The organism is Legionella maioricensis (assembly GCF_023618015.1).
Lineage (GTDB): Bacteria > Pseudomonadota > Gammaproteobacteria > Legionellales > Legionellaceae > Legionella > Legionella maioricensis.
The window spans coordinates 144136-157584 of the sequence record NZ_JAJKBJ010000009.1 but is presented as its reverse complement, the minus strand read 5'-3'; the positions used below and the strand labels follow the sequence as shown (position 1 = coordinate 157584).

The following is a 13449-nucleotide window of genomic DNA, read 5'->3' as shown; positions in this document are numbered from 1 at the left end:
AATTTTCCTGAGTATCAGTCTACTTGCATGGGCTACAGCTCTGGTAATATAGAAGGCCGAGGTTCAGGTATTGAATTTAACGATAAAATCTTTCAAAGTGCGATTAAGCTCCCTGCTGATGGTCGATTTATGAACTCCAATTTCATCTGCTATTTCTTGCTGCGTATAGCCTGCATGAAAAAAAGCTTGTATCTTACAACGCTTAAGATAATCCAAACGCTTGTAACCCACCAATCAACTCCTGTATTAAAACAGCGTGAAGTTTAATCTCTTCCACTGTTTTTTTTATATACAAAAGTTGCATTGGTAAGTTGAATTCACCAGTTAATGTAGTCAACGTTAACTATCTGGCATATATTTGCCCATTAACGTTTTTTAATAGTTTATTGATGAGCAAAAGTTCCTGAAAAACTCAATGATTCATCAGAGGTTGTTTGCCTATTCTTATAGGCTCCCGTAGCAAATAACCCAACACCTGAAAGAGCTGCAGCAGCTCCAACAACGGCTACTACTAATCCCGCAATACCAAAAGTTGCAGCATTAAGCACGGTAAATGCGATGGCGACAGCGGCAATTCCTGCCGCAGCAATAAAACCACCTAAAACCATCATGCTAATATTCATCGGAGATGATATAGGCATATCTTCTGTTTGAGGCAAATTAATCTCGGTGTTTTTATTCTGTTCGTCTGCTTCATCAGCAGCTAAAAGTTCTTTTTTAGTATTATGTAGTTCAGTTTCTATAATTTTTTTGAATAAGTCATTATGAGAGTTGGTACTTTCAACCTCTTTAATACTGGAGACTTGTCCTGTAATTTCTTCACTCCATGATGATTGTTCATGCCCTATAGAAATCAATGTAGGTAATAAATCATTTTTCTTAATTTTATTTATTCCTGCAAGAAGTTTCTTTATATGGTTTTCTTTATTAGGACAAGAAACATCATACACAACAACAAATTGAGTATTAGCGCATGATTGAGTCGATAGACAGGCAATAATATCTCTAATACCTTCAGCCCAGCTAGAGCCAGCACTTCTAATTTCAGCATGGGTTCCGTTTTGAGTATTTTCCTCCCAGTATTCATTCATTTGATAGAGTTTAACATCCTCATATTCAGCGCCAATCATTATGCCAATTACTTTAATACTTTTAGTCATCTTACTCACCTATTGTCGATAATCATTCTAGTTACACGACAAACCCGCTTAATAATTAAAACTAGGAAGTCCAGTTCTCCATTAGTCCTTAGGGAGAAGATAGGTCGCGGTGACTGATTGAATTAAATTATAGTCAGCCAATCAGTGAAAGAAATTATATCATTAAGAATCAATATTGGATCAAATAAAACATACATTATAACAAAGCGGCCTGCCGCTGATATTCATTGCCTAAAATTCAACAGACACTCTTTCTTGCGTTAACATAAGGTAATTTGACGATGCCCTCTTAGCTCTTAAAAAATTTTTGCTCCTGGATTTGTGCCTAGAAACTCTTATTCCCAGGTGAAATTGACATTGAATGATTGGTGAAAACCTCTTCAAGCGCCGAATAATTTAAATACGAAGCTAATTCTTGTGCAGTAACCTCAATGCATTGATTGTCTGGAAAAATCCGATAAGTAGCTCGCAAATCCGTATTTGCCCCATCCGCTAAAAGTATTTGGACCATCTCTGCTCGCTGTAAAAGTACCGCCTCGTGTAAATAAGTAGCGTTCTTTTCATTTTTTATATATCGCGGATGGTGTAATTTTGATGCTGGTTGAGTGAGATGTAAAACGACCATCTGTGTAACAGCGGAGTCTGTGATCGGTTTAGGCTTATCCTCTTTAGGAAAGTAATCTTGCAAGTTGGTGAGGCAATCCTCTACACAAACAACTTGCACGCCTTTTAATCGGATAAAATATATCTTCTCCTTCTTGGATAAAACATAGGCAGTTTCGGTCTGGATAGGTAAAGAGAATAATTGATCCCTGTCTGCTGAGTTGGAGTAATGCAAACTACAACTCTCCAAGAGATATAGATTCGGCGACTGACTTTGTCTATTGATATCAGCAAAAACCCTCTTTTGTAAAAAACAATCAACTCGATCAGGATGTACCCAGTAGAAATGACCTAACTCTATACGGTCACCGTAGGATCTGTAAGAAATTTTTTCGACTCCAAGTCTCTCATATTTAGACCCGGTGACATTTGAAATCAAAGGAATGTTAAAATCCTTGAAAACGTCAAGATTTGCAAAGGACGGACTTTCAATCCATTTCTTAAATACTTGCATGGCAGTGGGATCCTTCACTACTGGTGAATACATGAGGAAAAAATCCCTATGCCACTCACGCAGCCCTGATGTTGTAAATTGCTTTTCACCACTGAAATCAAGTAGTTTCCGATTTCGGAGCGGTAATATATTCGTATCAAGAAAATAACCTGATTGTGTTAAAAGTAAAAATAATGAAAAACCATCTTTGAATTCAACTCGTTTCATAACCGTGGTCAATTTAGGAAAATTTACTTTTTCCATGTACGCCTTAAATTGTTGCGCGGCTTCAGCTAAATTGCCCTTCAGCTCGTGTTTCACCAAATCTTCAATGGCACAAACTTGAATATCCACTTTGGCTTTTAAAAACTCGCTGCGATAAAAATCTTGATGCTCTTTAATGCACCAAAACTTAATGGTATTCACCCTTGTGCCTTGACTTTGTAACTTTTGTGCTAATTGTATGGGGCCATCTATGTCATGGCCTGGAACAGCCCGTTCATCTTGGTATGTAGGTGGCCCTATCCACGCATAATGGATGATTTGACTGGCTTCTAACTCTTTAAAAAAAATATTACTTTTCACGCTTTCTGCTTTAGGTGTTTTATCCCACATATTTTCCTACCTAATATCAAAACTTTAGACGTATTTTATATCATTATGTACAACATAACGTCTTTGTGGTGGGATTATAGCATAAACCTGTTCCATTCGATTGTAATGTACTTTGAAAATTGATATTTAAGTTAAATTTAATAAAGGGGTAACTGTGTGTAGTAGGAACTGGAATGTATGATTTATCCTGATACCAATCGAATAAACGTAACTTGTGCATGTCATTTTGCATCACAGTGCAAGTTCCGGAATGTAAGATCGATATTTAGCCAAGTTGTCTCTTCAATTTATCATGGGTGGAGTTTAGTGAATGGACAAAGAAAGGTTTAATCTCTTAGAAAAGATAGAACTTAAAATACTCATTCCAATAACATTGTGTTTTTTAGCTATAAGCCTCTATATGACCACACAGACGTACCTTAATTGGGATGTCAGTTGGCTGCTTGAGGTAACTCGACGTTTGCTCTCTGGTGGATCCTACTCGCACAATTTTATGGAAACTAATCCCCCTTTAATTTTATTTCTTTATGCCATACCTGTTCTCGTCACTTCCTGGATAGGTAACCTGGTCAGCAATTTTCTTATTTTTATCTATGCTATCAGTGTCTTATCACTCAGTTTAAATTATCTTTTCCTCAGGCAGCTTATGGCCAATCACATCGTATATTGGATACTGTTTTTTTGGGGTTTGGTGTTCTGTGAGCTTGTCTTACCTAGCTATGAATTTGGGCAACGGGAACATGTGACATTGATGCTTATTACACCCTATTTGTTATTAATTTCTTCAATTAATACACTTAAATTACCCTTATCCCTACGCTTGACTGTAGGTATCATGGCCGGTATAGGATTTTCGATAAAACCCCACTTTTTAATTCCGTTTATTTTAATTTTATGCTGGCAACTCTGCAAAAAGGGTAATTTACGGAACTGTTTCATCATTGAAAACGGATGTTTATTTGGAGTGATGATTCTTTATTTGATTGCCTGTTTCATTATTACCCCTGACTACTTTAGTTTTATATTGCCCTTAGTATTTAAATTTTACCTGGGCTATAAAGAGTCAATGTTTAACATGCTTACTCACCAATGGAGTATAGCATTCTACATCATTATGCTACTGGGAATTATTCAATTAAAACAAAAACATTTCCCTTACCGGAATCTATACCAACTGTTAATGGTAAGTAATTTTGGGTTTTTCCTGGTTTTTATAATCGGAGGGCATTTTTTTTACTATCATTTTTTAGTGGTCGCCGCTATTTCAATGCTATTAACTCTGTTTAATATTCAGTTAATAGCGCAACGAATGACCATAAAAACCATATGGAAAACAGAATATCTGAATATCCCTCTTGTTGGATTCTGTCTGGCTTTTTTATTAGATGTAGTTGTTACTAGTGACCTGTGGATATTAAAACGCGATGCGGAGGGTCCTACTCGTCAGCTCCTCATGGCCTTTCAGAAGATCAATCATGGACCGTTTGTTGTTTTTTCAAATTACGTGGCCCCGAACTCCTCTTTATTGACCTATAGTCAACTCCACTCCTCCTTCCGACTTCATCAATTTTGGTTATTACCCGGGATTGCTCAATTAGAGCATGATGGAAAGCGGGGGTTGGCCGATGAAGGAAAAAGTCTCCTGCGTCAAATTGTTATTCAAGATCTCTTACAAGATCCCCCCTATATCATTGTTATCGACGAAACGGATCCATCAATGACTATCGATGGACGAGATTTGAGTTATCTTAATTTTTTATTGGACGATTTGAAATTTAAGGAAATATGGGATAACTATCACTTGGAAACAAGGGTACGGTCTTCGTTTGGAAATTATGCTATTTATACCTTGCGCTCGTAAACCATATTATCCAAAAAACTCTGGGCTTTGTTGTGTTTTTTGGAATGACGCGTCATAGAGCAAAAGGGTTAGTTGGAGTGAGTCTGCTGCCAGGGAAGAGTACCCCCTCAACCATGGTATTCCGCGGTTCCCACTCATCAGTGCATATCAATTTTCATCATTTTTTCCTCGATTCATCAATATATTTACTATAGGGAACCTACTGATTTTGTTTTAAATAGTCGCTTAACTTCTCTATAAATCCTTCTTGAAGAAAATCTTGGCGGATTGGTGTTTGCTGTTCGTACATAATAGTGTCAACTAGTTATTACTTTATAATATTGATCCCATAATAGTAATGGGTTTTCCAAGCAAAGCGTTTTTTTCAATTTCAACCCATCCTAATTGCCTGTAATAATTAGGTTTAGTCTGGATATGCCTTTTGAATGGATGACTGAACATCTTGGTATGCCGTATTTAGCAGCGGTTCACCATGTGCACTGAGGAGATGGCAAAAGTTATACGACAGTAGCTTTTTAAAATCACTCCCCTGCACTTTACATGCTTGTTGCCAAATTTTAGAAATACTGGCTTTTTCAAAAAAACCTTGCTCTTTGTATGCAGCGGCAGATTGTTCGCTAAAATACTCATCGGCCTTAAGCCAATTCTTGATACTGTCACAAGTAATGATAATCCCGTTATTTCTTTGTAAGTGCAAAATACCTTCTGGAAATTGGGATGTGTTAAAGATAAATAACGAGCTATCGACAATTGGCAGTTCACTATGTGCTCGAAGTATTACATCAATAGGGGTTTGGTGTTGATCTTGAAGCCCTTCCAAAGCATAGAGCTTTGCATTATAAGTTTGTTTGTAAAAAGCATCGTCTCTTCCATGAAAGGCTCCTATCCTGATAATATTTTTAACTTCACCTAAATCCTCAAGTTGATGAAGCCCCTCTTCCGTCAGTCTCACCGTGTTGATTAAGCTCAACTGGGTTCCTTCACGAATGATGACCATGTTTCGACTGTGTTGAAGCTCCAAACCATTATGTTGCGTGATATTAGAACCTGTAACTAAAAAAACATCATCAAAAATAGATCGTATCTTGCCGTGAGGCCATGCTGGAGAAAAATTTTGCATTAAATTAGAAACTCATGAGTTATAAAGTTAGATAATAATAACCAACCAACTTGATGTTCGCAAAGCCAATGTTCTGATATTCATTTAAATCTTATTATTCAAACGCAGAAGTGTCTTAAAGAAATTGACAGTCCTTTAGAGCCTATTGAATCGTATATCCAAGATCTTTTGCTTCGTTTTTTACTTCATTTGTTTACTTTAAACATCGACTAATAGTAATGAAAAAAATGGATGAAAATAATATGGTTATATCTTTCATGTGATGGCTATTATGTTATCATCTCGCACAATTGTGGAGTAAAAAAATTATATCCTTAACGATTAACAATGAGCAGTAATTCTATGACAGTAAAGCAATTAAATGTACAAATAGCAAAGCTCAAAAGACAAATTGCCCTAATTAGCCTGCAAGCAGATTCTTGTACTCAGCCTAGCGATACCATAACAGAGAGCACTCGGCTTCGTGACTTTGCTGATGAGCTGATTGGTTTAACTTATGGAGCAAAAAATACGATTCAAAAAATCAGCGAACTGTTCCAAAGCGCACACAATCAATTAACTGATGCAGAAAAACATGCATTATGGAGCCTTTTATTCGAGTATTGCCGCTTAATTGACAAAAATATCACTTATCTTCAGCATCATCTTAAGGATGATTTCACTATTGAGGAAATGCTTCACGCAACCAAACAAAATTTAGAAGCCATACGCGACTTGATTCAGCCTATGGAGTTTAAAACCATTCATCTTTATCCTCATGGTCCTTCAACAGTTGATGTCTCAAGTCAGCAGTTTAATCGTGCAGCTTTAAAAGAGAGAATGGTCAAACCAGGTTTCATTAGTAAACTAATTACAAAAATATGCGTGAAAGCCATTACTGATGTAGCTGAAAAAGAAATAGATATTGCAGACAACCTTAAAAGCACCCTCCTCTCAGCTCCTAATGACGTAATCAGCTATCCATTGCGAATTGATCAAAAAACTAATGTTCAGGCAGTAGAATACCGCAATCCCGTTGCCACTGACAAATGGCTTATTGTTGTGGGAGGAGCAGGTGCTTCATACACCAATATGCTACCTGTAACCAAGGAAGTTGCTACTCGCAACCACTATAATTTTTTAGTCGTCGACTATTTGGCCGAAGGAGCAACTTCTTTTGCCAGCCCCGTAAAAATTATTTTGGCTGCAGCAGCATTTCTATATAAAAACAAAGGGGTCAAACCAGAAAACCTAGTTTTAATGGGACATTCAAACGGTGGTCGTATCGTATTAGAGGCAGCTACTGCTTTACCAGGCTGCAGCGTCATTACAAATAATACTTACACCAGCTTGGAAGAGGTTATTGTAAAGAACGTGCTGCATGCTATTGAGCTTTTTAAAAATATGGGCATTCCTGTAAATAAATATGCTGAAGAAATCATTAACTCAATTGCTGATTTTATAAAAGCGCATCATCTTGATGAAAAAATTCTGCATAGAGTTCGTAAAGCACTCGAAACAACCAATAATGGTTATCAATCAGAGCATGTAAAAGCAAAAATTCCTGATCATCGCTATGCTGCTGTCTATACAGCGCCTAGTACTACTCATGATAGTGATGGTCAAAAGTTACCCAAAACAGGGGGAGATAAACTACTTTTTGAAGCGAGTGATGGCATGGTACAAGCTCAAAGAAGCAAGCAGAGTACTCCCGAACAGCGTGAATTGCTAAAGAAAAGAAATAGATTTTTCACTTTCGATACTGAAGAAAGCGCTCAAAAAGCCGAGGTTCTTGGTGTAAAATATAAAGACAGCCCCAATCCCGCTCGTCACGGACATCATTTAGTATTGAAAGGGATCACCAATCCCAGAGTAAAGAACACTCACAATGTAATTGACGCTGGATTACTGAGTACCGCCCTTGCTGAATTAGAAAAACAAAAAGACTATAAGCCACTTACCCTTCAGGAACAGCTGCAATGTGTGTTAGATAAATACTATCTTAACAGTGAGCTAGAACATTTATTAGAGCCTGTGGGAATAGAGCTTGCCCCTACTGAGCGCTTTTTATTAATAAAGATAATGACCCAGTTAAAGAAAGATCCAAACCAAGCGGGTATGCCAACTCAAGAACAACTCATGCGTCTTTTCCAAGCCAGTAGTGCTGCTGCAGAAATAATCAGTGCTTATGAGCCTGCTCTAAATATCATGACATGGGGTGACAACCTAGCTGAATATAAAAAAGGAAGAGCCTTTCTTGAGGAGCGTCTCCGAAGTTTAGGTGAACGCAGCATGGCACCCAATCCTTGTCTACAGGGAACGGGGGCTTATCTTAATAAAAACTTAGCAGATGTCATCATGAAAAGATTACGAAACTATCATGCCCAATTGCCCGGTTATGAGCCAGGTTTGTTTAGTGGTTCGACTCTAACCCCCGTACAACGACATAGACTGTTTCAAGGAACAACCATCTCTGATTTGGATCTGTCTCACGTCACTTCAAGTGTTATGGTTTGCGCATAATCTTAGATATGCGCAACAGTTCTCTCTTGTTGGGCTGCGCGTTGCTTAGCCCAACCTGCCAAGAGTTATTTTTGATTTTACGAGCATACTGCAAAATTAAATACTTAGCATCCTGAATTCAAACCGCATGTGAGTAACTACTTAGCAAAATAATCATTTAATAATTGCATAGTAATGGGTTTTAGTAATTGGCTGCCAAATGGTTTTAAACTACCGTCAGATTTATCTATAGATGCCTGTACTACTTTATCAGTCAAATTACTAACAAAAATATATTTCTGGGAACCATCCTCAACAAAGCCGACAAACCAACCATCGCGTAATTGACTGGGATTACTTTCTCTTTCGTTACGCCCATGCCGTCCGGAGCCAGTCTTACCATAGTAATCAGCGCCATTATCCAACTTCCCTAAATACATGTTTTCTTTAGTTTTAACAATCGCCTCTTTAGCAATAGGCAATTTGTTACTCAACATAGCGTTTAAAAAATGAAGTTGTTCTACTGCAGATATTTTTAAACTACTCGATAACCAAGCATAGTGAAGACCATTATTTTTTCCTGAATCCCCAGTAAAATCCTGGTTACCGTAATTAAAATCAGCCAAATAATGTTTTATTGGGGCATAACCTAATTGGGAAGTAATCTGTTGAGAAACCCAAATGACTGAATATTTTATCCAGGTACCAGGGGTTTGATCCCGATCGTGCTCCGCCAATAATCCTTTTTTACCGTCCCATTTAAAAACTGTATTTTGGTTGATAATGCCCTTATCAAAAGCCATTAAAGATAAAGGAACTTTAAAAGTAGAGTCAGGCGCAATGCGTTGGTTACAATGGTTTTCCGGATTATATTCACTAACTATCTTCTGTTGATTCACACTATAAAGAATGAAACAAGCATCATAATTTTTAAATACTTGTGAATACTTCTCTGGGGTTATCTCCTTGGCAACTACAGAGAAGGATGTGGTTGCTAAAATTAGTGCTAATAGTTTGTTCATTTTAATACCCTAGAAATTGAGAAATAATCGTTGCTACACCGGATCGCCCATATTATGGGCAGTCATTAAAAAACTCACTGCGAGCAGTATACAATATAAGATCAACGAATTAAGCTTCTCGTTGAAATTCTTTGGGGTATTTATTTCCGCTGGCAATATTAACTGGAAATAATTGCTCAAGGTGATGCAGATCCTCTTGCGATAATTCAAGAGTTAATGCTTCCAGATTTTCTTCAAGATAAGAAGTTCTCTTGGTTCCTGGTATCGGAATAATAGATGCGGGTTGGGCTAATATCCATGCTAATGCCAGTTGGCTCAAGCTGCAGCGTTTCTCTTCAGCCATTTTTCTTAATTCATAGATAAGTTTTTGATTAGCAATAAAATTTTCTCCTTGAAAGCGCGGCAACAGGGTTCTGAAGTCCTCATGGGTTAATTGATGCATATTAGTCACCGTACCTGTCAAAAAACCACGCCCTAACGGGCAATAGGCAACAAAGGCAATTCCTAACTCCTGGCAAGTTGGTATAATTTCTTTTTCTGGATGTCGTTCCCATAAAGAATATTCTGTTTGTACTGCAGCAATAGGATGAACTTTTGCCGCTCGTCTGATAGTTGCAGGCTTTACCTCTGAAATGCCGATATGGCGAATTTTACCTGCTTTTACTAAATCAGCCATTGTTCCAATGGAGTCTTCAATAGGTGTTTCAGGATCCACTCGATGTAAATAATATAAATCGATTGCATCTACACCTAAACGCTTTAAGCTCGCATCACAAGCTTTTATTACGTAGGCTGGGGAACCATCAATGCGGTAATCTCGTGCGTCTCCAAGACTTTTTCTGGCAAATCCCATCTTGGTTGCCAAAATCATTTTATGACGCTGTGATTTGATGGCTTTACTGATTAATTCTTCATTATGGCCCCAACCATACATATCGGCAGTATCGATAAAGGTCACACCTAATTCAATCGCTCGATGAATCACCTTAATGGACTGAGTATCGTTTGTTGGGCCATAACTCATGGACATTCCCATACAGCCAAGTCCTAATGCTGAAACCAGTGGACCATTTACCCCTAAGCGTCTTTGTTCCATGTAGTTATCTCCTTATTCATAGGATATAAAGCGAATTCTATATTGAAAAATTGCATGGATCACTAGTCAAGGCTCCATGCATAGCTGTCAAGCTGAAGATTATTTTTGTTTAATAATGGACATATTGCATAAATATTTTTCGTGTCGATGAGGATCCATTTTTGCATTAGCATTGTACTAAAATAGGAATGGATTCCAGCTTGCACGGGAAGGACATTGAGCAGAGTAGTCTTACCCTGATGGCTATGCGACTCCACTCGTGTTCCACAATGTAAAGACTCAATTCATGCCAGAGCCTTCTCCGGCATGAATCATTCTCTATACAAGTGGAGGAGGACCGCGACGACCTATTAGACCCATGACTAGAAACACCACAAATATCACTAAAAACAGGAAGAATAATATTTTTGCAATTCCAGCAGCAGCCACTGCAATACCACCAAAACCAAAAGCAGCCGCAATTATTGCAATGATAAAAAAGACCAGCGCCCAACTTAACATGATGCACACTCCTTAGCATGGATTATCCATTTATCATTGAACCAAGCTTTCCAGTTAATTATAGTACATGGAGACAATGACTTGTGATTTCAGCTGGCACACCTCACTTCATATTTACAAAGATCCAAGAGAATCAAATCGCATCACTCTTATTTTTCTTCGTTATGTAAAGTATTTTCTTTACCTCAGCAACGATATTCCCCTTTTTATCAGTTATTTCTACCATAAACTCAGGCTCAAGTTTTTTGAAGTGTTCCAGTTCAAGACGAATTTTTTCAATTTGTTCTGATGATAAGGTGAACTGCGCATAAACAGTTCCTTTTGCAGGAATTTTATAACGGATGGTTGATGACTTATCCCAAACAATATACTCTCTTCCAAGAAGCTTCATTAACATCAACATATAAAAAGGGTCAGTCATGGAGTATAAAGAACCACCAAAATGAGTCCCAACATAATTCCTGTTCCAAAAACGCATTTTCATTTGGACTAAAATATACGTGTAATCAGAATTGAATTTTTTCACACTAATTCCAGCGCCCCAAAACGGGGGCCAAAATCGCATCATTTTCAATAAAATGGAAAAACTCATAAAATATTCCTTCAAATGAAATGTTGGAAAACGTTGAAGTCAAAAATATATTTTCTCATCCTCTGTTGTAGCTAATTTTTGCGAAAGAAACAATTAACTCGATAAGATTGTGTTATTTCGAACACTGAAAGCCTGGATTACGCTGCGCTAATCCAGGCTCCAAAACTTAACTTAATTGCAGTGACTGCAAGGGAGGCGGATCAATATCCAAAATAAAATCTTTCATCTTATCGATTAATTGCTCGGATTTTGTTTGAGAAAATAAACCTACTCTATTGGTATTGATGTAATTTATCCCTAGAGCAATTAAATAGCCTACACCAAGCAAACCAATTGCCGTTGCTATTTCAGCTACTAGCCACCATGAATCCCTGTGATTTTTCAAGGGTCCTTTAGCAGCATTTATTTCTTCTAAACAGCAATTTCTATATGCAAGAAGTATATAGGGCTCAGGTTTTCTCACTAATAACTCTGTATTGGTATTTAACTCATCAACTAAATGTTTCATTGCATCAGCAGCAAACAGAAATCCTCTTTGTCTAAGATTCCTTTCTTTATTCCGCAACACGATTAATTGATTTTGAATTGCCTGGATTTGCTCATTTAATCTTATTTTAAATTGTTCGGGATCTATGTGAGAAAATCCCAGCCTGTTTCTATTTCTTGGGGGTTGAATATCGATTTGAGAAAATTGAGTAATGGACTCTTCTATCGTGGGGCGCATGTTGGGATCTTCACTCAACATTTGATTGATACATTCTCTAATCTGATTCTGTTTTTCTTTCGCGAGAAAAAACTTAATATCAGGCTCATGAAATAAATGTTCATTTGTAGACTTATTTTTTATATAACTCCAATCCTTATCGCGCCCCAGATAATAATTATGATAATCATCACCCCATAAATAGCTTAAGATTCTTCCTGCTGAATACACATCGGATTTCGTTGAATACGCGAGATGGTCTGCGAATGATTCTGGTGGCCTATAGGCTCTGGTTCCCACTCTGCGAAGATCCTGCTCTCCTTGTTTCAAATTAAATCCATAATCAATAACAGTAACAGTTGGAGGTGAAGTGTTTAGATCAACCATAAGATTCCAGGGTTTTAAATCTCTATGAACAAGATTTTTATCTGTAACCTGAGTTTTAATGGCATTTAATATAGCCAAGGTTAACTCAAAACGTTTTGCGACTGTCAACTCCGGAATTTGATCAATGATATCAACACGTTTATTAGGATGAAGTATTTTTTCTAAGGCGATCCCTTTCGCACGCGCCATGACCAAGTAACTTTTTTTCCCCTCAGGCCCATCTGTAAACACAGGAGGCTTCACATGCAAATGTCCTGCTTGTAGTAATCCTTCATATTCCTGTCTTATTTCCGCCGATTGATCTTTTTTACTGTGATCCTGAATTTTAACAATTCGCTGATTACCCGATTTTAAAACGGTTTTTTCTGCTTTAAATCCGATAGTTCCTATAATTGGGTAAACGACGCCATAACCACCCTTTCCAAGAGGATCTTTATCACGATCATAAATATCAAATCGAACCCCCGTTTTACCCTCTTTTCTTTTTCGTTTTAAAATTGACTGAGTAAAACTAAATTGATAATTAATGTGATTATAAGTGTACTTATAATCTTCGTGACTTGCCCAAACCCCTTCTGTTTTATTGGTGTCTAAAAAAGACCTCAATGCTGCTATTATTTGACTATTTTTAGAACTTAACTCATGAATTTTTGTCGGTTCAATGAGTAGCTTTACTGTTTTGGGCATGCGTAATATGTCATTAATTTGAAAAAATTGGCCTATTATATGCCATAAAGGTGTATTTGTTAAATTTATTGAACTTATGGATAAAATCCCATTCATTAATAGCAAAATATATAGTATAAAATGGATGA

10 protein-coding genes and 1 pseudogene are annotated in these 13449 nt (G+C 37.3%); 2 read left to right on the top strand and 9 right to left on the bottom strand.

From position 1 onward, the window contains the following. Positions 1-93 precede the first annotated feature (93 nt). The 3 genes and pseudogenes from LOX96_RS17705 to LOX96_RS09475 form a co-directional block, all read right to left on the bottom strand. Positions 94-231, bottom strand: a pseudogene (locus LOX96_RS17705) (helix-turn-helix domain-containing protein); the annotation flags it as partial. 152 nt (positions 232-383) lie between these two features. Further along, complete coding sequence (locus LOX96_RS09480; protein ID WP_250421227.1) at positions 384-1160, bottom strand: hypothetical protein; 777 nt, start codon at positions 1158-1160, stop codon at positions 384-386. 325 nt (positions 1161-1485) lie between these two features. Next, positions 1486-2871, bottom strand: coding sequence for a hypothetical protein (locus tag LOX96_RS09475; protein WP_250421226.1), 1386 nt, complete (start codon positions 2869-2871; stop codon positions 1486-1488). A gap of 310 nt (positions 2872-3181) precedes the next feature. Here LOX96_RS09475 and LOX96_RS09470 point away from each other — a divergent pair, with 310 nt between their 5' ends. After that, positions 3182-4732 carry a hypothetical protein gene (locus LOX96_RS09470; RefSeq protein WP_250421225.1) on the top strand — a complete coding sequence of 517 codons (1551 nt, stop codon included), beginning with the start codon at positions 3182-3184 and terminating at the stop codon, positions 4730-4732. Positions 4733-5135: 403 nt separating this feature from the next. Here the strand turns inward: LOX96_RS09470 and LOX96_RS09465 are convergent, their stop codons facing one another. Continuing rightward, positions 5136-5852 carry a hypothetical protein gene (locus tag LOX96_RS09465; protein ID WP_250421224.1) on the bottom strand — a complete coding sequence of 239 codons (717 nt, stop codon included), beginning with the start codon at positions 5850-5852 and terminating at the stop codon, positions 5136-5138. 327 nt (positions 5853-6179) lie between these two features. Here LOX96_RS09465 and LOX96_RS09460 point away from each other — a divergent pair, with 327 nt between their 5' ends. Next, on the top strand, positions 6180-8354 hold the full coding sequence (locus tag LOX96_RS09460; RefSeq protein WP_250421223.1) for an alpha/beta hydrolase family protein: 2175 nt from the start codon (positions 6180-6182) through the stop codon (positions 8352-8354). 137 nt (positions 8355-8491) lie between these two features. On the opposite strand, the gene LOX96_RS09455 is transcribed toward LOX96_RS09460, so the two are convergent. The 5 genes from LOX96_RS09455 to legK1 form a co-directional block, all read right to left on the bottom strand. Further along, on the bottom strand, positions 8492-9355 hold the full coding sequence (locus LOX96_RS09455) for a penicillin-binding transpeptidase domain-containing protein (protein WP_250421222.1): 864 nt from the start codon (positions 9353-9355) through the stop codon (positions 8492-8494). Positions 9356-9464: 109 nt separating this feature from the next. After that, complete coding sequence (locus LOX96_RS09450; RefSeq protein ID WP_250421221.1) at positions 9465-10451, bottom strand: aldo/keto reductase; 987 nt, start codon at positions 10449-10451, stop codon at positions 9465-9467. A 318-nt stretch (positions 10452-10769) separates the two neighbouring features. Further along, complete coding sequence (locus LOX96_RS09445; RefSeq protein ID WP_250421220.1) at positions 10770-10952, bottom strand: DUF1328 family protein; 183 nt, start codon at positions 10950-10952, stop codon at positions 10770-10772. Between the two features lie 133 nt (positions 10953-11085). Continuing rightward, the gene (locus LOX96_RS09440; protein ID WP_250421219.1) at positions 11086-11544 is read right to left on the bottom strand and encodes a DUF4442 domain-containing protein; all 459 of its coding nucleotides are present in this window, start codon (positions 11542-11544) and stop codon (positions 11086-11088) included. Positions 11545-11710: 166 nt separating this feature from the next. Further along, positions 11711-13321: a Dot/Icm T4SS effector kinase LegK1 gene (legK1, locus tag LOX96_RS09435; protein ID WP_250421218.1), complete on the bottom strand. Its 1611-nt coding sequence runs from the start codon at positions 13319-13321 to the stop codon at positions 11711-11713. Positions 13322-13449: the final 128 nt, after the last annotated feature.